Source organism: Phyllobacterium sp. SB3 (assembly GCF_040009165.1).
Classification (GTDB): domain Bacteria; phylum Pseudomonadota; class Alphaproteobacteria; order Rhizobiales; family Rhizobiaceae; genus Phyllobacterium.
This window is the reverse complement of the sequence record NZ_JBDYKI010000002.1, coordinates 854,062-876,831: the sequence shown is the minus strand read 5'-3', so window position 1 is coordinate 876,831 and position 22,770 is coordinate 854,062. Positions and strand designations below refer to the sequence as shown.

15 protein-coding genes and 1 pseudogene are annotated in these 22,770 nt (G+C 52.8%); 4 read left to right on the top strand and 12 right to left on the bottom strand.

Annotated elements, in window-relative coordinates; translation table 11 throughout:
* Positions 1-118: 118 nt before the first annotated feature.
* Positions 119-915: pseudogene (locus tag ABKW30_RS10645) on the bottom strand (SDR family NAD(P)-dependent oxidoreductase).
* Between the two features lie 193 nt (positions 916-1,108).
* Positions 1,109-2,689 carry a GMC family oxidoreductase gene (locus tag ABKW30_RS10640; RefSeq protein ID WP_348598862.1) on the bottom strand — a complete coding sequence of 527 codons (1,581 nt, stop codon included), beginning with the start codon at positions 2,687-2,689 and terminating at the stop codon, positions 1,109-1,111.
* A 1,249-nt stretch (positions 2,690-3,938) separates the two neighbouring features.
* Between ABKW30_RS10640 and ABKW30_RS10635 the strand changes: the two genes are divergently transcribed.
* Positions 3,939-4,589 (top strand): Urease operon accessory protein, encoded by a 651-nt coding sequence (locus ABKW30_RS10635; protein WP_348598861.1) that lies wholly within the window; start codon positions 3,939-3,941, stop codon positions 4,587-4,589.
* A 1,203-nt stretch (positions 4,590-5,792) separates the two neighbouring features.
* Here the strand turns inward: ABKW30_RS10635 and ABKW30_RS10630 are convergent.
* The gene (locus tag ABKW30_RS10630; protein WP_348598860.1) at positions 5,793-6,932 is read right to left on the bottom strand and encodes a HAMP domain-containing sensor histidine kinase; all 1,140 of its coding nucleotides are present in this window, start codon (positions 6,930-6,932) and stop codon (positions 5,793-5,795) included.
* A gap of 55 nt (positions 6,933-6,987) precedes the next feature.
* Between ABKW30_RS10630 and ABKW30_RS10625 the strand changes: the two genes are divergently transcribed.
* Entirely contained in the window at positions 6,988-10,050 is a 3,063-nt protein-coding gene (locus ABKW30_RS10625) for a winged helix-turn-helix domain-containing protein (protein ID WP_348598859.1), read from the top strand.
* 211 nt (positions 10,051-10,261) lie between these two features.
* Here the strand turns inward: ABKW30_RS10625 and ABKW30_RS10620 are convergent, their stop codons facing one another.
* Entirely contained in the window at positions 10,262-10,552 is a 291-nt protein-coding gene (locus ABKW30_RS10620; RefSeq protein ID WP_348598858.1) for a hypothetical protein, read from the bottom strand.
* A gap of 649 nt (positions 10,553-11,201) precedes the next feature.
* On the opposite strand from ABKW30_RS10620, the gene ABKW30_RS10615 reads away from it, so the two are divergent.
* Positions 11,202-12,290, top strand: a complete 1,089-nt coding sequence (locus tag ABKW30_RS10615; RefSeq protein ID WP_348599008.1) for an FAD-dependent monooxygenase — start codon at positions 11,202-11,204, stop codon at positions 12,288-12,290.
* A 78-nt stretch (positions 12,291-12,368) separates the two neighbouring features.
* Here the strand turns inward: ABKW30_RS10615 and ABKW30_RS10610 are convergent, their stop codons facing one another.
* The 3 genes from ABKW30_RS10610 to ABKW30_RS10600 form a co-directional block, all read right to left on the bottom strand.
* Entirely contained in the window at positions 12,369-13,907 is a 1,539-nt protein-coding gene (locus tag ABKW30_RS10610) for an IS66 family transposase (RefSeq protein WP_348598857.1), read from the bottom strand.
* Between the two features lie 68 nt (positions 13,908-13,975).
* Positions 13,976-14,329 (bottom strand): IS66 family insertion sequence element accessory protein TnpB, encoded by a 354-nt coding sequence (gene tnpB, locus ABKW30_RS10605; RefSeq protein ID WP_348598856.1) that lies wholly within the window; start codon positions 14,327-14,329, stop codon positions 13,976-13,978.
* The gene (locus tag ABKW30_RS10600) at positions 14,326-14,700 is read right to left on the bottom strand and encodes a transposase (protein ID WP_348598855.1); all 375 of its coding nucleotides are present in this window, start codon (positions 14,698-14,700) and stop codon (positions 14,326-14,328) included. The genes tnpB and ABKW30_RS10600 overlap by 4 nt, the downstream gene beginning before the upstream one ends.
* A 743-nt stretch (positions 14,701-15,443) precedes the next feature.
* Here ABKW30_RS10600 and ABKW30_RS10595 point away from each other — a divergent pair.
* Positions 15,444-16,184: an alpha/beta hydrolase gene (locus ABKW30_RS10595; protein ID WP_348599007.1), complete on the top strand. Its 741-nt coding sequence runs from the start codon at positions 15,444-15,446 to the stop codon at positions 16,182-16,184.
* Between the two features lie 321 nt (positions 16,185-16,505).
* Here ABKW30_RS10595 and ABKW30_RS10590 read toward each other — a convergent pair whose 3' ends face one another.
* The 5 genes from ABKW30_RS10590 to ABKW30_RS10570 all read right to left on the bottom strand — a co-directional run bounded on the left by ABKW30_RS10590 (position 16,506) and on the right by ABKW30_RS10570 (position 21,892).
* Positions 16,506-16,721 carry a DUF3311 domain-containing protein gene (locus ABKW30_RS10590; protein WP_348598854.1) on the bottom strand — a complete coding sequence of 72 codons (216 nt, stop codon included), beginning with the start codon at positions 16,719-16,721 and terminating at the stop codon, positions 16,506-16,508.
* Between the two features lie 109 nt (positions 16,722-16,830).
* Positions 16,831-18,120 (bottom strand): epoxide hydrolase family protein, encoded by a 1,290-nt coding sequence (locus ABKW30_RS10585; RefSeq protein ID WP_348598853.1) that lies wholly within the window; start codon positions 18,118-18,120, stop codon positions 16,831-16,833.
* Between the two features lie 565 nt (positions 18,121-18,685).
* Positions 18,686-18,865 carry a twin-arginine translocase TatA/TatE family subunit gene (locus ABKW30_RS10580; protein WP_348598852.1) on the bottom strand — a complete coding sequence of 60 codons (180 nt, stop codon included), beginning with the start codon at positions 18,863-18,865 and terminating at the stop codon, positions 18,686-18,688.
* A gap of 148 nt (positions 18,866-19,013) precedes the next feature.
* Positions 19,014-20,054, bottom strand: a complete 1,041-nt coding sequence (locus ABKW30_RS10575; protein ID WP_348598851.1) for an alpha/beta hydrolase — start codon at positions 20,052-20,054, stop codon at positions 19,014-19,016.
* 371 nt (positions 20,055-20,425) lie between these two features.
* Positions 20,426-21,892 (bottom strand): sodium:solute symporter family protein, encoded by a 1,467-nt coding sequence (locus tag ABKW30_RS10570; RefSeq protein ID WP_348598850.1) that lies wholly within the window; start codon positions 21,890-21,892, stop codon positions 20,426-20,428.
* Between the last annotated feature and the right edge of the window lie 878 nt (positions 21,893-22,770).

Sequence of the window (22,770 nt, the reverse complement as noted above, 5' to 3'; positions counted from 1 at the left end):
CGTTTCAGGTCAGTAAAGTATCGTTTCAAATGCATTGCGACGCTGTGCTTCGTGCAGCACATCCACGCCGGGCCTTTGATCAACACTCTCCGCTCCACTATAGATTAGCAAAGTACACTTACGTACTCGCCCAGGACAGCAGCTTTGCGCTGTAGGATCGCACGGCCAAACGAAGCGATGTCTCCCCAAGCAGCAGGCGAAGAGGCGGTCGTTTTTTGTCAACAAGCGCGAGGATGACTTCTGCGGTTGACTGCGGATCATTTATTTTGTCGGCGTCCAGCAGCCTGTGAAGATGCGTACGTGCGTCGTCATATGCGTCAATCGGTTTGGATTGCCTCAACGAGGCAGGAGATGCAAAGTCCGTCGCGTAGACAGACGGTTCGACAATTGTAACTTTTACGCCCAGCCCGATCAGCTCCTCCGAAAGAGCTTCCATCATGCCTTCCAGCGCCCATTTTGAAGCGTTGTAGAGCCCAATCGTGGGCTGACCAACCAAACCACTGATACTGGATACCGAAATAATATGACCTGAGCCCTGGTTCCGCATTATTGGAAGTGTTGCCTGCGTGACCCAAAGCGAACCAAATACATTGTATCGAACAGGGCCCGCACGTCAGTTTCGTCCACTTCCTCCACAGCACCGATGAGCCCGAACCCAGCGTTGTTTATCAGCACATCGATCCTGCCGAAGCGCTGTTGGCCACGTCTTACGGCATCGAAAGCATTCCCTCTATCCCGGATATCCAGCGGAACCGGCAGAACCTGTTCGCCATATTCTTTTTGAAGGGACGACATTGCGGCGACATTGCGAACAGCAGCAATAACATGGTCGCCTCTTGCAAGCGCGGCCTCTGCCCAGATCTTCCCGAACCCACGCGATGCGCCGGTTATGAGCCAAACTTTTGTTTTGGGCATTATGCATCTCCGCGCTTGGTTCCTATGAAGGCATTTACAGATAGACTGTCGTCAGCACCGGCAATTTCAAACGGCCGGGTTTCACGCCTGTTGCAGATTTTCGCAATTGTGTTTCACTCGTAAGCCAATACACAGACAGCCTCGATAAAGAATTGCTGCTGAACATCTTCCGCGATTAACCGATCCGCAAAGTTTAACCTTTAAACTGCACCGCCGGCGCATCGTAAAATTGCTGTCTCAGAATATGCGAGGCACGTTCGCCGATAATCACACATGGAGCCATGGTATTACCGGATGTAATCCGCGGAAGAACGGAGCCATCAGCGATGGTCAAATTTTCAATGCCATATACTTTGAGATTGTTGTCCACGACAGACATGGCATCACGCCCCATCTTTGCCGTGCACGTCTGATGCCAGAAGGGCACGGCACTTTCTTTTAGGAATAAGTCCAAATCCGCCCCGTACGTCCTTCCCGGATAGCATTCCCGTTTATTCAAGTCCCGCAAAGGGTAAGCCGCTCCAATGTCGCGGCTTAACTCAACCGCGGTCCTGGCAATATCAAGATCGTCCGGATCAGACAAAGCATTCAAGTGAATCGCAACAGGGTCGCCCGGATTAGCGCTGCGCAGCCTTACGCGACCTCTGCTCTTTGGCTGTGCCAGACCCGCAACCAATGACCATCCATGCTCGGGAATACCCTTTTGCGCAATTTCCGGGCTGCATACAGGAAACTCTGCTTGGCACATAAGGATATCAGGTGAAACCCGGTTTGCATCACTCGTGATATATAGCGTTGCCTCGCTTCCATTTCCCTGCGCTGGCATAGGATGGTCGAACTCCCAGATTGTTGGAAAGCAAATATGATCCTGCAGGTTTTCTCCTACACCTGGGAGATCCTGAACCACTGGAATCCCAAGGCGCTTGAGATCCTCCGCTCTTCCTATCCCTGAATGCATCAGGATGCCCGGGGTATTTATGGCCCCGGTTGAAAGAACAATTTGGAGCGATGCCTTGAAGGTTCTTTGTTCACCGTCAACTACAACTTGAACACCGACGGCCCTACTTCCATCCATAATCAAGCGTTGGACTTCAGCGCCCGTTACAATGCTAAGATTCTTTCGAGTTAAAATCGGCCGGAGATAAGAATCGAAAATTGTCATTCGTTGTTGGCCATTTGCACGCACATCCGAGATGGCACAGCCGTTCTTCGCAGTCATCATCTGTCCGTTTGGATTGACAAAAGACGGTATCCCCAGGGTTGCGGCAGACTCTACAAGAGCTTTAGCGACAGGATGGGGGTTTCGAGGCTGCCATACTGTAACCAGTCCACCTTTACCGCGCGGCATGTCAGATATGCCTTTATAATCCTCAACCATTCCATAGACATCCGAAATGGCTTGATAACCCCAAGCAGAATCCCCCGCTTCGTCAGCGAAATAATCCCAATCCCGCTGATGACCGCGAGCCCAGATCATCGCATTAATACTGGAACTCCCACCCACGGTCTTTCCCATTGACATGGTGAGGGAGCGCCCATTCAATCCACGGTCGGGCTCGGATGGAAATGCCCAATCTTCGGGGCCGCCAAGTGCTTCAGGCCATCGACCGGCATCGCGCAAGGCATCGGAATATTGCATGGCCCCTGCTTCCAACAGAAGCACGTGAATATCCGGGTCGTCTGACAGGCGGCGCGCAACAACCGAGCCCGATGTACCTGATCCACAAACAATAACATCAAAAACCTTTTCTGATAGCGTCAAGCTGTCATGCATTTGGGCTTCCTCATAGTATTCTATTCGAGAAGATGAGTACCAATGCTCTGTCTGGGGCCTTTTGGGGAAAACTGAAGAGCCGTACCTGCAGAAGCCATTTAACAGCACGCTATGTGTCCCTTCGATTTTAAGGAAGCGGGCTTTGATTACATTTGCAAACCGGCGAATTGATCAATCATCGATTACCAATGTATTGGCGCAATACCCATGTCACTAACGAGCATGCTCTGGTTGGCAGTACGCGTGAGTGAACTGGCCGGTGCCCGCCTTAGCCTGGTTGCAGTATTTCAAAGCGTGCGGCCACGATTTCATTTCAAACAGGAATCTTCAACTTCGACATAAGATCGCAACTGATGAATACAAACCTGCGTCTGACACCACGAGATGGCTGTTGTCAAAGACATGGAGTTTGGAATGGACGAACTTTTCTTACTGTCGAAGTATTCCCCCAACGAGCCTACGCGACGGCGTCCATGGTGGCTGCCGAGTAGTCTTCCCGCACTGCTACATCGGGTTCAGTTTAAACTAAAGGCTGCGCGCGATGCAAAGCATCTCTCAAGTTTGGACGATCGCTGCCTTGCGGATATTGGTATCTCACGAGGTTCCATAAATTATGCTGTGAGGTACGGACGCCATAATAATCGCCGGAAGCACCTCAATTACCGCTAAAACCACAAGCGCACCGGGTAGGTGCGCACGTGGCCTGAACTGGGACCGTGGTCCAGGTCTGACGGTAACCTCCGGATTCCATTCGATCCCTTATGGGGCACGACAAGAACATCTCCAGACTATACGCTAGTTTAGACGAACGATGAGGGTTTGAGAGCCCGAACGCACACTGAAAATTTGGCAAGGGCATACGTGCTGACGCCGCATGCTTTGAGTATTGTCGTTCGGAAAGGGTCGGGACCGCAATCTGAACATTTCTCAAGTCAGGTGAGGCGGTCGGCCAAAGAACCGCACCGATATGCGGTTTCGTCTATTCAACAACTACGACGGCTCGCCTTATGCCTTATGTATCCGATTGGAACTCATCCGCAGCAAGATACTTTGCCACAATCGTCATTCGGATTGTTCTTCATTTAAAAAATTCCGGTTCTGAGCAGTGGTGATGTCATATTACGAATGAAATCCGTCTCGCGTGTTTTCGTAATTACCGCGTATCCATTTGACACGAGCGTGCCCAAATCGACGCCGGGCGAACGGTTCCACGTTTACCTGGCATAACTTTGCGATGCGAGGCAATCCTATGGACAAGCGCACTTTGGGCAGCAATTTCTTACATACCTTTTGTTTCTTTCCGCAAACTATCGTCATTGTGGGGAATGGTCCCGTAGATCGTGCCCTGTCATTGACGATAGATAGAGCCGACCTTGTCATTCGCTTCAATGACTGCCGATCAGTGCAAGGCGGAAGCAACCGGACCGACGTGGTTGCCGTCTGCAACACCGGACGCCCGGCCAAGTCGATGCTTGCATCCAAAAAGTGGCGGCAACTCCACCCCGTCAATCAGGCTGCCGAGATATGGTGTGTCAGAGATCCCAAGAAGATGCGCTCTTTGAAGCCGGTACTCGCCACCACCCATCCCGAATTGGAGGACTTCTGCGACGACCGCACAGCGGCTTTCGAGGATTTTTGTGTACTGACCGGAAAACGATGCATAATCATAGGAAAGGCATTTCAAGACGATGTTGAGGCCGCACTCGATCCTTTCGGGCCCTCGCCCTATGTGGTGCCGAGTAGCGGAATGATTGTCATTGAAACAGTTCTTCAAAGCTATAAATCGTCAACTGTATGCATCGTCGGATTCAGTCACGAAGGCTGGGAGTTACACCCCTTTGGAGCTGAGAAACGACTGGTCCAGCACTACGTCAATACCCGGCGGCTCATACGGCTTTGAGTTGTCGCAGAGCTAAATCAGCGCCGTATCCGCTCAAATGGATGAAGGAGCCAGCGTCTCATTGGGCGCCATCTCTGGCGAATACAAATCAGAAAAAGCTGTCCGGAATACAGTCCCGAAAATACCGTCGACGACAACGACCTGAACTCGACTATCCACAATCCGAGCACAGCGTTGCAACTGAAACCAAGATCCGACACGACGTAATCGCCTGGAAGCTTGCCATTGTTATCTCTGCCGCACTGAGGTCAGGCGAGGTTCAAAATGACAGATCAAGGAAGACGTGCAAACCTTCGGATCGTAGCAATCGACGGACTACTCGTCGACCAACTTGATGCCTTTCAAGTATCGGCTCGACCCTTCACAAGCAAAAGACCCAAAAGATTCAGAATATTGAAGCGAATATTTCAAGACTTTGCCTATGCTTGCGAGCTCTACTATCCTTATCAACTCTTTCACCTTTACGAAGCGGAGGAGAAAAACGAGGACAAATGATTGCTGCAGTTGATCGGAAAGCCGTTGACACAGGACGGAAGGTTTCGTTTCGATCAAAACTTCATTCCCACTTCTCGTCGGAGAGACATCGCGATCGATAAAATCGACGATAATAGTCAGACCGCAAGGTCGGAATATTCACTAAATCAAGGGCTGGAACTGAGTATCTTTCAAACGCTGCTTGCTGACAAGCTCGCCAGAATGTGAGACGAGCAGGATGAACAAATCCAGTGCTCGCCCTCCGAATGCCAACGGGCTTTCGCACTTCAAAAGCATGCGCTCTGTTGCGATCAGCTTATATGCCCTGAGCAATGCCACAGCAACCGGCGAGGCCAAAGTAGCACGCTATGCGCTGCAAAATCGATATCCAGCACTCGTTCGATCAAGAGCCCCTGAGATCAATCAGGTGTTTGCACGTGTCCGATTTTCTGGAGGAAAAACCCTTCAATTCCGGAGTTTGCGCAATGTTGTCGCCCAGATCAGATATTAGCAACCGTGATAGGAGACCCGAAAGCCACCTTCTGCCCGAGAAACGTACCGTCAGGATCATGACAACGCCAGAAGAGATTGATCGAACGCTTACTTGAGTGAACGTGTTCCCCGCCGAATGATACGCGCGCACCGTTAACAGATTTTGATCCCTGATATACGCCGTAGTGCAAGAGTATTCCGGCAACAAGGTCGGCTGCTCCCGTTAGTTGAATCCTATCAACCTTTGATTTTGCTTTTCAGGATAATTTCCGCGCGTAGGCCACCACCTTCGCGGTTCCCTAATTGCAACACGGCACCCATCTCCCCAGCCAGTTGTTCGGCTATGGCAAGACCCAGGCCGATACCTGCAGTTTCGCTGTCAGCGCCTTTCAGCTTTACGAACGGTTGCCTGACCGCTGCGAGAAGTTCTTCAGCGATACCCGGACCTCGATCCAGGACAGAAATTACGGCTTCTGCGCCGTGTGAGCGGTAAACGCTGATCTCAGCAGCACCAGCGTATTTTAGCGCGTTGTCGATGAGGTTGGTAACCACGCGGCGAAGACTGACTGGGCGAAGTGCTGTCACCGCATCAATAGTTCGCACCAGGGATACGTCTCTTCCCGTATCTTCATAGTCAAAAACGATGCTTTCGATCAAAGCCCGCAGATCAACAGCAGTGGACTCTTCGGGCTTTTGGAACGAACTCTTCGCATAGGTAATACCATCGCGGACGAGACGCTCCATTTCACCCAGGTCTCTGAGCAGCTTGTCCCTTTCTGGAAAGTCATCTGCCAGCTCCGTGCGCAAACGCATCCTGGTTATCGGCGTTTGCATGTCGTGGGCGAAAGCAGAGAGCATCTGAACCCTTGCTTCCAGGTGATGCTGCATCCGATCACACATATCGTTGAAGGCTCTTGCCGCTTCTGCAACTTCACGCGGTCCGCTTTCGTCCATCTTATTGATTGGGCCGTTCGCCACCAGTTCATCCGCGGTAGTGACGAGATTTGAAAGGCTGCCCGCCACTTTTCTTGCAGCAGCCATCGTGATGAGCAGAGACAATATGAGCTGAGCCACCAAAAGAGAGAGCACGATCGGATAATTTCGAACGGGGTTGTGAGCGTTGATAGAAAGCCAAAGAAGGCTGCAATTTATTATGGCTGTGCCCAAGAGGATCGGTATGGCGATCTGGGTGAGAATTGAGCGCCCAGAGAAACTGCGAACGGCTCCACGAATAACCGGCCGGACCAGATCCGCAAGCCGTACTGTCTCCCGCATTTCCCGCGTTGCCGTTTTTCGACGGCCTGCACTTTCCAGGAAGCTGCCAACGTATCCGCTGTTGCGACTGATGTGCGCTGTCTCGATATCGCTTAAGGACATGGCCTCCTCGAGGGTTTGAACGCTTGCTGACAGAACAAAATCCGAAACCAACGCCATGGGCGTGGCCAGCGATTTATTTCAGTTCAAGCGTTTTAGCTCACCGCTGTTTCTTACACACGTTATCTTGCATGAGCTGCTGTTAGCTTCTGATAGCTGCCCATCGCCGGAGATGTGTAAAAGTGTTGATTACCAAATGCTTGACACAGACGCCCGTGCAGCTAACAAATACCTAACAATTAAGCACCCACCCGAGATGGCACGCTGGTCCGTACTATCTGCTGCAGGAACAATACTCATGGCATCGTCCGAAATAACTACGATTTCGTTCGGTTCTTTCACTTTGAAGCGCAACGGAAGAATACTTTTGTACGGCAACGAGCCAGTCGGTCTCGGAGCGCGAGCATTCGATCTTCTCTGGTTTCTGGCGTCGCGGCCAAACACCATTATCAGCAAGCAAGAACTTTTAGCCTCAGTCTGGCCAGAAGTATCAGTCGAAGAAGTGAGTTTGCGCTTCCACATCAACAAGCTTCGAAAAGCGCTTGCCAAAGGAGAGGAAGCTTCACGGTATATTTTTACCGCGACCGGTCGCGGTTACTACTTTGCCGCAAGCACTATTGTGGATGAAGAACGGAGTGAGCAGAGAGCTGTCTCTTCATTGGACCGTCATCAACCTTCACTTCCGGGGGTCTTGAATCATATCTATGGCCGGACTGAGGACAGTGAGGCTATATGTTCCCTGGTTCTGGCCAAACGGCTTGTAACGGTCGTGGGCTCCGGAGGTGTTGGAAAAACGACAGTTGCAGTATCGGTGGCGCTTAATCTGGCTGCCAACTTCAGAGAAAATGTGCATTTCGTCGACTTGGGATCTATCAGCGACCCATCGCTTGTCGAAGCAACTGTTGCCTCGACGCTGGGGGTATCTCCACAAACTGGAGATCCAACATCTGCCCTCGTCGCATACCTGTCAAACAGGCGGGTGCTCATTGTGCTTGATACCTGCGAGCATCTGATTGACGAGATCGCCGAGTTAGGTTCCCGAATTTATGCCGGCGCGCCCAATGTCTATCTGCTGTCGACGAGTCGTGAACCGTTGGAGATCGAGGGCGAGCACGTTCATAAGCTAGCGCCTCTGGCTTACCCTCCGGAACATACTTGCGCGGCCGAGCAGATTGGAGATTATCCAGCAAGTCAGCTGTTGCTTGAACGAGCGTTGGCAAGTGGAGCACAGCTCGATCTCACTCGCGACGCCGCGGTTATCGCGGAGATATGTCGCAAGGTCGATGGTCTGCCCCTTGCAATCGAACTGGCTGCAGCCCGGGTCGCAAGCTACGGCGCACAAAAGACGTCGGAGCTGTTAGACGAGCGCTTGAATCTATTTTGGCCTGGACACAGGACAGCGCCGATACGCCAAAGGACCCTGCAGGCGACATTGGACTGGAGTTTCGGCCTTCTGTCTGAGATTGAACGGAAGGTGTTGCGTAGGCTTGCTGTGTTTGTCGGCGACTTTACAATCGACGCTGCTCTGGAGGTTGTAACCAATACGTTGATCGATCCGACTGCCGTGCTCGCAGCCCTGGATAGCCTGGTCAAGAAATCCATGGTCGCCACCAGGCCCGGTGGGGAAGCGATCAAATATCGTCTGTTGGACAGCACGCGTTCGTATGCTCTTTCCATCGAAGTCGAGGATGGGCAGCAACTGGCTGCTCGACATGCTCGTTTTTATCTGGAGTCTCTTAGATCTTCTGAGCATGCATGGTATCGCCTTCAAAAACGGGAACAGCGAGGGAGCCAGTTGGGTGCGCTTGCGAATGTTCGAACTGCGCTTGCCTGGTGTTTCGGCACTCAAGGGAATATTGCTGACGGAGTGCGACTTACAGCGGCAGCATCTCCTTTGTTGCTCTCACTGTCATCTCTGGCCGAAAGTTATAAGTGGATCAGCAAAGCGATTTCCAGCTTGGACCAACATACGATCGGGACTCTTGACGAAATGCGCCTCCAGTCCGCACTAGGTGTATCTCTCATGTTTATGCGCGGTGAGAGTGCGGCAGCAAGGAAGTCACTGGAACGCAGTCTGGAGATTGCCGACGAACGGGGCACCGTATTGGATCGAGTAAATTGCTTGGGTCCGCTCTTTATGTTTCATCTCAGCGTCGGGCAATTTAGAACCACGCACCGTCTCGCGGAGCGAGCCTGGGGCCTGACGACCAAGATGAACGATCCAGCAGCGAAGACGCTGGGACAATCCCTCTTGGGTATTTCGTTTCACATGGGAGGCGACTTGCCCAATGCGCGATCGGCCCTGCAGGCGGCTTCCCGTCTTGGCGCGACGCTTCCCCGGTCCGCAACATATTTGGGCTTTCAGGGGGGCGTCTCCGAGGCGTTCCTGGCACGAACTCTCTGGCTTGAAGGTAGACCTAACGAGGCAAAAGAGTGCGCCAAGGCGGCTATCGTTACCGCGGAGCAAAGCGGGCACCCATTGTCCCTGTCAATAGCGTTGCTTTGGGCAACGTCGGTGTTTTCCTGGAACGGCGATTTGGAGGTTGCAGAGGAGTATGCGCGGCGATTGGTCGATTTCGCCACAATTCAGTCCTTCTTGGCCCATCGTGCCGTCGGGGCCGGACTGCTGGCGGATCTGGACATTGCGCGAGGAAACGTCGATATCGGTATCGAAGCGCTGACTGATGCAGTAGAGACTTTGAACGCTGCCAACTATGGCTTGCAGGCTACTCCGCTAGCGCTAGCGTTAGCCAAGGGCCTGCTTCTTTCCAACCAGCCGCGTGACGCACTGTCACTCGTCAGTGAAACAAAGAGAACAATTGAAAGTAACGGTGACCTTCTTTATCTCCCCGAAGCTCTGCGATTGGAGGGAATGTCACTCCGGGATCAAGAGTTGCCAAGCGCGGCGGAGAATTGTTTTCGCCAATGCCTGGAAGAGAGCCGCAGGCAAGGCTCGATTGCCTGGGCTCTTCGTGGAGCCCTGGAGTCCGCTCGAGTAAAGATTGCCCACGGTCAACGCGCGGCAGCCATAGCGCTACTTACGCCGATTATTGAGAGATTTGAGAGAGACTCGTACTCTGGTGATCTTGCGATAGCGAAGCGAATGATTGCTTCCGAGTGATGCAAGGCTTACTGCCATCACCTCGACCGAGCGGGCTTGCCGTTCTTGTACCGGCTTCGCTGGCAACGACCCCTTCTGAGATCAAGTCGCCGCCTTGCCTATGTCAGAACGTTAGTATCCCGGTCGGGGCAATTGGCAATATGCGTTCGAAGATACTTCTGTCCGCCTGGCTCTTCTTCATCCTCTGTTTGCAGATCACGCAACAGGGCAGCTAGTGACCAAAATTGGTTTTGCGGTTATTGAAGGCCGCTTCTTGCTCCGGACGCCAGCGATACTCAGTACCGTACTTTTCGTTTGTTCTCAGAATTGTTCCCGACTGTAGAACCCGGAATGATACGTTGGGATTTGATCGAGAGCGTACAGTTTCGCCAGGGTCAGCTTTTCCACTCAGAACTGTTTGTAAATTCGAGGAACCACCATGGTTCTTCAATGCATCACTATTCGATGCATATGCACCGGTCGTACTTAACATCAACGCCAATGCGAGCAGTTTCGTTTTCATCTTGGATTCTCCTAAGGTAAAGTGGATCTGATAGGCTGACCTGGAACTTGTCTAAAGGCATACGGAACTATCAGCGACAGGGGCACTATCAACTGCTGGTGTATCTGGTCTGTGTCGAGAACACTCAATTATGTAACAGATCATGTCCGCCGCCCGGGTTCGACGGGAACAGCATCTTGGGCACCTTGTTTCCGCCAGCAATTAAAGGCGGCCAATATCTCGACTATGATGAATGTTGGTAAGAAGGGGTAAAAGCACTTCATCGTGCAGTTTCAGGTTGGGATGGATTCAAACGAAGTCTGAAGAAGAATCGAGAGGTGACGTCACGCTTCAATCCTTCCCCGGATGTTTGGGGGTGGCAACTAACTGATGGAGGCAGGTTCCCCTCACAGGCTATATCCCCAGCCTGAAATTTTGGACGAAAGTTCTTTACCGGGCGGAATCTTGTAATACATAACCGAGGCTTCGACCTATTACCGGGCACGTGATCGGCCACCCTGAAATATTTGAGCAGGCCTTCCGACATCTCCTGTTACAATTGCAATCAACTCTATTTCATCCTGAAGCCGAGATGCATCCCGGCTGATTTAATGTATCCGACCACCAGACTTGGCCTTGGTTAGGAGAATTTGCGTTGAAGATATTAATCGTGGGGGCCGGCATTGCGGGCCTTGCGGCCGCCAGAGCTCTGGAGATACGGGGTTTCCATCCCGAGATCGTTGAGCAAAAGAGCGTATCGCCTACCGCCGGGCAAAGCCTCTTTCTACTGGGAAACGCAATGCGCGCATTGGGCAATCTCGGTCTTCAAGAAGAGATCGCGCCTGTGTCATACCCCATTCGTACCCAGGCGATTATGTCTTCCCGCGGTTCACTCCTCAATAAAACGTCGACGCAGTTAGTCTGGGGAAATTGCGGTCCTTGCGTATCCGTGCTTCGACAGACACTTGCTGACGTGCTCCAATCATCTCTCAGAAGAACGGCGATCACGCACGGCACCACAGTGGTGAATAGCATTTCGCGAATAGGAAGGAGGGAAGTGCACTTCTCGAATGGGCGCGTCTCAGACTACGATCTCGTGATTGGAGCCGATGGAATCCGTTCATCAATTCGTGCCTCAACTTTTGCCGAAACAAGCCCGCGATCTATCGGCTTGGCAGCATGGCGGCTTATGGTAGAAAACCGCCATCAGATCGATAGCTGGACCGCAATGCTCGGTATGAAACGCACGCTTTTGACAATACCGCTCAGATCATCGAAACTCTACCTGTACGCAGATTGTCCTGCGAATGAATTTGGTGATGGATCTATTCGGAGCTTGAAAAGACTGTTTGCCGACTTTGCACATCCGTTAGGGTCTGTTGTCTCCGAACTTGACGACAGCACCAGCGCGCATCGAGCGTATCTCGAGGAGGTTCCCCTTGGATGCTATGTTGCAGATCGTCTGGTTTTGATTGGAGATGCCGCGCATGCTTCATCACCAAACATGGCGCAGGGAGCCGCGATGGCGCTCGAAGATGCGGTGGTTCTGGCCGACTGCATCACCGGAAAACAGGCCCTTGACTGCTCGCTTTCGGAGTTCCACGAGCGCAGAAAGCACCGAGTGGAGTGGGTGCGAAAGCAATGCCACGCTCGCGATAAGCTTCGCGGTGCGCCCGATCCGGTTCGTAATCTGGTGCTGCTCAGCCTTGGAACCAGGCTGTATCACCGCTCCTATAACCCGTTGGTCGAGCCGACCTGAATTGTCAACTTGTTGCGCTGAAACTCCAAGGGGTTCTCAATGCTTCGTATATTCGTATATTCGTAAGCGATGTCTCAATCACACCTTGTCGGGATAATTCCAGGGCAACAGTTGATGTATGAGGTGCTGTTTATGCCCATTGACGATCGCTGTGAGCGTGCTGGTCAGCCATTTTTGTGGGTCAACGGAATTGAGTTTGCAGGTCTCTATCAGTGAAGCGATAATTCCCCAGTTTTGTGCGCCTGCTTCATGACCTGCGAAGAGTGCATTCTTGCGATTGAGTGCAATCGGCCGGATCGCTCTTTCGACACTGTTGTTATCAAGCTCAATGCGACCGTCGGACAGGAACAGACACAGGCCGTCCCAGTATTTGGCGATGTATTTCAAAGCCTCACCCAGTGGTGCCTTTGCCGATACACGGGCACGGTGATGAGCGAGCCACGCTTTCATTTCGACGATTAATGGTTTTGATCGCTCCTGACGAGCTGTCAGTCGCGCTTCCGGGTTGAGCCCACGCAGCTCGGCTTCGAACTTATAGAGCTCACCGATCCGCTTGACGCCTTCTTCTGCTATCGGCGCTGCGCCCGTGCGGGTGATCTCGACCAGCTTGCGACGAGCGTGGGCCCAGCAATAAGCCAGTTGGATATTCTGACCAATGTGCTCAGGCGCAATCAGCCGATTATACCCGGCATATCCATCGACCTGCAGGACGCCTGTGAAGCCCTGCAATATCTGTTCAGCATAATGTCCTGCACGACCCGGCGCATAAGTGAAGGCAACACCCGGTGGTGCATTCCCGCCCCACGGTCGATCATCGCGTGCCAAAGCCCAGAAGTATCCGGTTTTGGTCTTTCTTGATCCGGGATCAAGCACCGGTGCACGTGTTTCGTCCATGAAGAGCTTGTTGGAACGCTTCAGATCAGCAATCAGCGCGTCAAACACTGGTCGCAGTTCGAAGGCTGCTCTTCCCACCCAGTCGGAAAGTGTGGAACGGTCGAGATCAACACCTTGCCGCGCAATAATCTGGGCTTGACGATACAATGGAAGGTGATCGGCATATTTGGAGACCAGCACATGCGCGACGGTTGCCTCTGTTGGCAATCCTGCCGGGATCAATCGTGCCGGAGCCGGAGCTTGCACAACGCCGTCGCTACAGCTGCGGCAAGCATATTTGGGGCGATGGGTGACAATGACACGGAACTGCGCCGGGACGACATCCAGGCGCTCGCAGACATCTTCACCAATGCGATGCAGACAACCGCCGCAGGCACAGATCAGACTCTCCGGCTCGATCACTTCGTCAATGCGAGGCAGATGTTTGGGAAGAGAACCACGATTGGCCGCGCGCGGTTTGGAAACTCGCTTGTTTGGAGCCGTATCCGCTTCGTCTTCAGCATGGATGGCAGCGATGGCTGTTTCCAGATCTTCCAAAGCCAGATCGAACTGCTCAGGATCGCTCTTCTCTGACTTGCGACCGAAAGCTGCCTGTTTGAAGGCTGCGACCAGTTTCTCCAGCCGCTCAATGCGTTCATCTTTACGAAGTCCAAGCGCAGTTGCCGCGATCAGCATCGCTTTGAGTTCAGCAATGTCATTGGGAAGATCGGCAGCATCCAACATACGTCGAACCTACCAAATCCGGTCTTGATTTGCTTGATGATTTTGCAGTCAGAGTCATCGTGCCGCAGTTATTCGACCGTCTCCGGCGCTCTCGCCTCCACCGCGCGTACACGACGCCAGTCAAGCCCGGCAAACAAGGCCTCGAACTGCGCATGGCTCAACGACATCAACCCGTCCCGGATTTCCGGCCAACTGAACGTATGGGCTTCCAACCGCTTGTAGGCCAGAACCATGCCGCTACCGTCCCAGTAGATCAGCTTCAGACGATCTGCCTTGCGCGAGCGGAATACAAAGACAGTGCCCGTGAATGGATCCTTGCGCAGTTCGTTCTTCACCAACGCAGATAGTCCGTCATGACCCTTACGGAAATCGACAGGCTTCGTCGCGACCATGATCCGCACGCGGTTGGAAGGAAAGATCATGTGGAAGCCGCAAGCGCGCTTGCAACAGCAACGATCCGGGACGCGGATGCGCCTTCCTCCAGCCGGATGATGATTGAACCGGCGAGTATCTCAACACGAGAGGCTGGCGCTGCTGGCGGCTTCACTGCAGGTGTCCCGACAACGATTGCAGCAAATTCCGTCTCGTCCTCTGGCGAGGGCAATACAAGCTTGCCCTGTCGTGCCAGCGTGCGCCAGGACGACAGGTAATTCGCCCGAACCCCATAACGATCTGCGACTTCCTGAACCGTCACACCTGGCCGCAAACTCTCCGAGACAATCCGGGCTTTCAAATCAGACGGCCAGTGGCGATGACCGGCACGCTTACTCTGGCCCGTTGTGAGAAACTCCATTCGAGGCTCCATGGAGAAACTCCGTTCTATCCATTCATCGCCTCTCAATGACAGATCAGGAAATCAAACAGAACGTGGGGGTAAAACACCGGTTACGTATATTCGGACTCATTCTGTCGAGCTTGGTCGTAGCTTTGCTGTGGCAGAGGTCATGACCATTTGTTCACACCTTCATTCTTCAGACGGAAATGGCGGTCGTGCAGTTACCTCCAGATCTGGCTTGGGTGGTCGGGGCATTATATTACCTTGCGTGTTGCTCTATGCGGTGCCGCGGCTGCGCTTGTTGACGGGTGTTGATAACAGACTTCCCTAGTGGCGCGATTTACACTCACATCCGGTCAGGCGAGATGTTCTCACCGCCGCAGACTATAAGTTTGCTTGGGACTTGACGCGTGGGTCGGTCTTAGTCTCAGGGACAGGCGATTGCGCGAATTCTTTATCAGGTGCAGTTATTGAACACCATAGGTGATCTTGGCGAGAATTAGGCGAGCTTGCCCGCGCTTCGATCAGTATCCTCCTTCATGCGTCAAAACCTTGTTAAACTTTCCCAAATGACAGCCAGATACAAGTCTCTTTGTACGAGTTTGTACAATCGGAGCTGTCAACACAGTTGGCTACATTTCGAAGAGTTCCTGACATATCGCGGATACATGCCCGAGGGACATATACGATGGTCATTTCTTATCAAAGGAGATCATATGTCCCGCCATCCTCAGATTTTCGCCGCACTGGCTGCAGCAGCAATGACGTTTGCCGCTCCGGCCATGGCACAACAGAAGCCTACCATCGTCCTCGTTCATGGTGCTTTTGCGGAATCCAGCAGTTGGAACGGAGTTATCAAGGATCTGGAAAAGGACGGGTATCCCGTTATTGGAGCGGCAAATCCACTGCGAAGCGTGAAAGGTGACGCAGCCTCTGTGTCATCTGTTCTGTCAAGTATCAAAGGACCGATAGTTCTCGTCGGCCATTCTTACGGCGGTCACGTTATTTCCGCTGCCGCTAATGGCCACGACAATGTAAAGGCGCTGGTTTATGTGGCCGCTTTCGCACCCGAGGCCGGCGAAAGCGCTGCTGATCTCAGCGGCAAATTTCCCGGCAGCACACTTGGGCCGACTCTGGCCTCACCTGTGGATCTGCCAGACGGCGACCACGACCTTTATATCGATCAGGCGAAGTTTCCTGATCAATTCGCGGCGGATGTCCCCCATGACGAAGCCAAGCTGATGGCCACCGGCCAGCGCCCAATCACTGAATCGGCCCTCAACGAACCAGCAGGCGACCCCGCCTGGAAAAAGATTCCTTCATGGTTTGTCTATGGCGATGCGGACAAAAATATTCCGGCGGCGGCAATGGCCTGGATGGCAACGCGAGCGAAGGCCAAAGAATCGGTCGTCGTGAAGGGCGGGTCGCACGTGCTGATGGTCTCCCATCCCGACGCCGTTGCGCATCTCATTGAAAAAGCGGCGGAGAGAAGCGGTAAGTAGTCCCTTCCAGCCCCGGCAGGAGTGACTTGTCGGGGTATATCCTTTCAATGAAGCGATGCATGAGACGGATATTCTCTGCATGTTTCGGGATCAATTGACCGGACGGAATTCACTAGCGCAATGCTCCTAAAGGGCGCGCGAAAGTTCCTTGCTATCGAGAAGATGCCTGCAAGGGTAGCAACCGATGCGTGGAGCCGCTTTGTTGGCGGCAACATTTCTATAACGACGGCCTCCGCATGACCTGGCCACACCGCTCATAGATGCACTCCAACGGCTTGCTTCCAGGACGACGTCGAACGGCCGTTCGAAATATTCGATTGACTACGAATTCAAAAACTTTTCGTCGTCCAAATCTGTCTGCCGATTTTGTGGATCAAAGTGGAATATCAACCACATTCCCGCCGAGATCAGAAAAACGCTGAAAAGGTGCCAGGCAAAAAACAATGGAAGCCCGAACACAAGCGGTGTTACACGGTTGCAGAGGATGCTGCCAAGGAACACAAGAGCTACAAGGATAGCAGGAGCTGCATACTTCATATTCGGTTCACTTTCATAGTCACTCGGTACGGGCGGGCGAAAATGACACGATACCGTAACATTTTACGCAAGGAAAACGGTCGCCGCAATAGGCGGCAACCGCCAAGATCTAACTCTGGCGCAGGGAACGGAATGCTGCCCGCACTTCATTGGTGAAGATGGCGGGCTGCTCCCAGGCAGCAAAATGTCCGCCATTATCAGTCTCGTTGAAGTAGATCAGGTTTTTGTAGCAACGCTCGGTCCATGTCTTGGGCGCTTGGTAGATTTCGCCGGGGAACACGCTCACCGCGACTGGCAGCGTCGGGATGTTGATTGCGTTGAAGTTATTGGAGTGGTCTTCCCAGTAAATCTGGGCAGCAGACGTTCCCGTTTCGGTGAACCAGTAGAGTGAGATATCGTCCAGCATCTCATCTTGCGTAAGTACCTTTTCCGGGTGCTTTTCGCTATAGGTCCAGGTGGCGAACTTGTCGTAGATCCAGGCTGCAAGTCCGACAGGAGAGTCGATGAGTGAGTAACCGATGGTCTGCGGACGCGTCACCATCATGTTCGCGTAGCCGGCGCTGTCGCGATAGAAAACCGCGAGTTTGTCAAAGCATGCGCGCTCCTTGTCAGTAAGGTCCGTCGGGGCCGGATCACCAGCAGCCAGTATATGCGCAATTTCCTTCGGGACGATCCCTGGCATGTTGAGGTGGATTCCAAGCAAGCCGGGTACGTTCTGCAGCGCCATACGCTGCGAGATTACCGAGCCGCAGTCTCCTCCCTGCGAGACGAACTTCTCGTATCCAAGCCGATGCATGAGCGTACCCCAGGCCAGACCGATATGGTCCGATCCCCAACCCTTCATATTGGGCTTCCCGGAAAAGCCGAAGCCGGGAATGGAAGGCACGACGAGATGAAAGGCATCTTCCGCCTTGCCGCCATGAGCCGTCGGATTCGTTAGCGGATCGATGACCTTCAGCATCTCCAGAATAGAACCCGGCCAGCCGTGCGTCATGATCAGAGGCATAGCATCTGCATGCTTCGAACGCACATGGATGAAGTGAATATCAAGGCCATCGATTTCTGTGATGAACATCGGCAATGCGTTGAGCTTCTGCTCTACCTTCCGCCAATCATACCCATTTGCCCAGTAGTCAACGAGGCCTCGGAGGCGCTCGAGCTGAACACCCTGCGAGTCGTCGGCAACGTTTTCCTTCGCGGGCCAGCGTGCTGTGGAGAGACGCTGCTTCAACTCTTTGATGGCAGTGTCCGGAACGCTCACCTTGAAAGGGCGGATATCCTCAGACAACGCTCCGGCAGCGGCAAAGGATACCGCAGGCTTGAGCATCGTTGCGGCACCTGCGATTGCTGCCGCAGTCATAAAGTTGCGGCGGTTCATATCGAGAGAGAACGGCGTCATTAGAAAACCTCATCATAGGGGAAAAAGACGCACAAGCCCTGCACCCGGGATGTATCTGCGGTATGTCCTGGACAATGCTAAATTGTATCGGCGAATGTCCGCGGGCGCCGTTACTACAGTTCGTTACACAAATAGACTCGCTTTTAGGGAAGTGTTGACATTGATGAACGGCGGAATCGCCAATGGCGCACCCGTAAAATGCGAACGCTATCAGATGCAAAGTTTGGTGCCTCTGAGGATGTTCGGGATTCGCATCGAACACTGTCAGACAATTCTGGGTGTTTCGTCGAAAGAAGGCTCTACCGAAACGACATCGACACGATTATACAACCCGGCAGTGAATCTCTGTGCATCATCGGGCCAGGGCCCTTGCCTCCAGTGTCGCGGTTATGCGGTTCTCGAGTCGAAAAACAGCTGCATGAGACATGACCTCTCGCGCTTTTTTTGAGGCATCGGATACCAATTCGAGCATGGTCTACGTCAGGACGTGATCGACATGCCCAATTCCAAACCTCGGACCGTATCACTGCTTTGCGCGCAAGGACCTACCCGCTTTCCTGGAGAGTCAGTCGCGATCCAATCTGCCGAGAGTCTGCGAACGAGGATCTTCGTCAGCTATCCCTTTTTTGAAATTCCTGATACCTGCTGCGACATCACCCATCAAGGCCGGAATTTTGCCGCGACCGAATAGCAGCATAACGATAGCGAGCACAATCAACCAATGCCAAGCGCTGAAAGATCCCATGATTGTACTCCTTGACAGCAATGGAAGGACGGCTATCCAGGCGGGAGGGATGGACCGTGGATAGCCGACCGGCACCAAACGTCAGACACGTCGGACCGGATTTATTCAACAGCACCTCAATCCGGGATTGCCAAACTTATAAACACAATTAGAGGCGATCTGCGTCGATGACAGCTTTTGCGAACTCGGCGGGAGCTTCTTGCGGCGGATTGTGACCAATCCCTCCTGTGAAGTTCCGATGTTCGTACTTGCCCCTGAACCTGCTTGCGTAGGCAGCCGGTTCAGGGTGTGGCGCACCGTTCGCATCGCCCTCGATTGTTATGGTAGGAACCTCGATTGAAGGCAATTTCGCGAGCTTCTCCTCCAAAGCATCATACTTCGTCTCGCCCTTCGCCAAATCCAATCGCCAACGATAGTTATGAATAACAATCGCGACATGATCAGGATTTTCGAATGATGCGGCCGACCTGTCGTAAGTGGCGTCGCTGAATTTCCACTTGGGTGACGCGAGCTGCCAGATCAACTTGTTGAAGTCGTGCCGGTTAGCGTCATAGCCTTCCTGGCCTCTCTCCGTGGTGAAATAAAACTGGTACCACCAGGCCAGCTCGGCCTTTGGCGGCAGCGGCTTCTTGTTAATTTCCTGGCTTCCGATAAGATAGCCGCTAACAGAAACCAGCGCTTTGCATCGATCTGGCCTCAATGCCGCTACGATGTCAGCGGTGCGAGCACCCCAGTCATATCCAGCTATTACTGCGCGTTCTATCTTCAGGGCGTCCATCAGGTCAATAATGTCTTGTGCGAGTGCTGCCTGCTGGCCGTTGCGGGGGGTTTTCCCCGAAAGAAAACGGGTACCGCCATAGCCCCGAAAAAAAGGAGCAATCACTCTATAGCCGGCAGCGGCAAGAATCGGCGCAACTTCCACATAACTGTAAATGTCGTACGGCCAGCCGTGAAGCAGGATGACGGGCGGCCCATCCCGGGGACCATCTTCGGCATACTGTACATTGAGCACCCCGGCCTTGATTTCTTTAAGTGCCGAAAATTTTACAGGCGCACTGCCCGCGGGCGTTTCGTTTGCGGTGGTGCCTTGAGCAAAGGCGCCCTCCAAACCGCCCAGTTGAACGGCGGCCACCGCCGCAGCGGCAACAGCAAAAAAGCTTCTGCGTTTGATTTCCATGGGCTCGGACATAATTGGCTCCTTGATTCAATCATGCGATGGAGCACTCGCGATGTATCGACCGTATGTCCGGAATTCTGTGTTTTGAAAGATGATGTATCTGCCCGCCCCCCGGATACATTTGGATACACGGCGAAGCTCTCGAATTTGCGCCCGCCTCGCCTGAATGTCCTCAACGGCTCGCATATCGTTGAAGTAGATAGTTGAACTGCGATCATTCGCACTGAGACCTCCGGAAGTTCAATGTTACAAAATCTCGGCAACGGACATGCGGTCTCTGGCAAGCACGATCCAATTCCATGCGTTTAAGGTTAAAAACTGACGGGTAGCAGCTTCATCGATGTCAACCCGCCTTGCCCTGCACAAACGCCGGCAAGTTTCTCCTAACGGATTCGGTTGGATGGTGAAGGCCATTGCTCCGTGGCGATGCTCACCAGCAGCCCGACCATAACGTTGAGCGTAAGCGCTATGAAACCCGTATTCACTTCCTTAATAAACATTGGAGCATCAGGGAAGAACGTCGCGATGTTTAACCCAGTCGCGCTGACTATCCCCACAGTTCCCAAGCCGACAACTATGCCTGCCAAAGCGCCTTCCTTTGTGAATGGATTACGCCTTAGCAGGCTGCCGAAAAGCGACGGAAATAGCTGTGTAACAATGCTGTAACCCATGATCAAAATCGCGACAATACTCTCGCCAACGGCGAGAGTGAAATAGACAGCAATTGAAGTAATGAGGATCACCGACACGCGCGCGCAGTTGGTCAGCTGATAGGTGGACAAAGAAGGATAGAATTTCCAGCAGATGTTGTTAGAGATCACGGTCGCTCCGGTTATCAAGATGGTCGCCCCGGGTACGAGGGCAGCCAGAACGCCTGCAGCACCAATGATTCCGACATTCCAGGGGTCGAACGTTGCCATGGAAAGTTTGAGAAGTGAAAGATCGATCTGCTGTCCCTCGAGCCCAGGCACACGTAGAACCGCCGCAAAACCAACCAGCATCGCGAACATCATTACAAGGGAGTAAATTGGCATCAAGATCGCATTTTTGCGAAAGGCAATCGCTGATTTTGACGTATAGGCTGCGCAAAACGTGTGCGGCCACATGTAGAGGCCGAGCGCCGACAGAAAGATCGTGCTGCAGTACCAAACGATCGTGTGGCCTGAACCGGGTAATGCAGCGAAACCAGGCCGGGCGATTTCGATTTCCTGGAACATTTTCCCGATGCCACCGTAGTAATGATAGGGAAGGTAGATACCCAAAAAACCGCAGACTATCCATGTCGTGCCGTCTTTCACTACGGCAGCCCATGCCGATCCCTTCATTCCGGATATGATGACATAGAGTGCCATCGCCACCGCCCCGATCGCTACGGCAACGGGAGTTTTTATGCGGCCCTGTGACAACGTCTCGGTAATGATTCCGAGGCCTTTGAGCTGTAGGATGAGGTACGGAATCAAGGCGATCAATCCCACGATCGCAACCGCCGTTCCCAACATGGGACTGTTATATTTCTTCTCGAAGAAGTCCGGCTGAGTAACCAGCCGCATCTCTGTTGCAAAGCGCCACACGGGTGGTAGCAGCCAGTAAGACATCATGAAGCCGAGACAGGTGTAGGAGAGGATGTAGAAAACGACACCGCCTCTGCCATACGCGAAGCCGCTCGCACCTAGAAAGGTAAAGCTCGTATAGATTTCGCCTGCCATCAAGACGAACACCAGAACGGCACCGAACTTCCGTCCGCCAAGAGCCCATTGGTCAACCGTTAAGGCACGTTTATCTTTTTCAAAGAAGCCAGCGATTAGTGCGGCCAAAACCACAATCGCGATTAAAGACATCGCTATCAGCATCCGATTCTCCTGCCTCAGTTGCGCGCTGATGGACGGATGCGCCGTGGATATTCACCGGACAAAGGCAGGAATGCATCTTCTCTTACTGAATATTGGATTATGATGTATATCCACGCTTCGAAAGCCCTCTCTCCGAAATTCAGTTCATTGCGGCCTTATATAATTACGAAGTAATGACAGTTACCCATAACCGAGTGACATTTGTAACATTTCGAGCAGTTGTCGCAGTCGGCTCGCTTATCCCGAGCTTGGTCAACCACAATACCAACTGTAGAGCTGGGCAATGACTTGGTCTCAGGTCGGATTCCCCGCCGGATGGCAATTTCGGATAGAAGTTGGTGGTGCAGCGCCATCAGATGACGGTTAACGCGTCGCACCCCAGACTTTTGGGATAGCCAGGGAAGGTTCTGATTTATTTCATCGATCTTCGCCGATATCGCGCTTTTCGTGGCATCAAGCAGAAAAAGTGGACCCAAACTATGTACTGGACTCGCTATCAGCTCGCATCAGCAACAGACCGGAGTTTTTGACAGCACCAGCTGATGGGCCGCTGCTGTGTGATAATTGAACTCACACTGCCCTACAAGTGTAACCAATGCCAGGTTTTGTAAAACTCGCTTGTCATCTTCGATCGCTATCACTCGGTTCAACCAATTCTGTCTCAGTGGCGGTGACGCCGGACAAGGCAACCCGATGAATGAACGATCACCCGAAAAAATCTTCCATTACGTCACGCGTGCCTCTCTTGATGGTATCGTTCTTTTTGACAGCGGAAGCGCAAGTGGACAAGAACCAGCTCTGAACGCGTCCATGCTGTACAGACTGTCTCGGAATTTACTATGCAACATGCTCATTGATTGGAATCCCGGGTCCAAAAT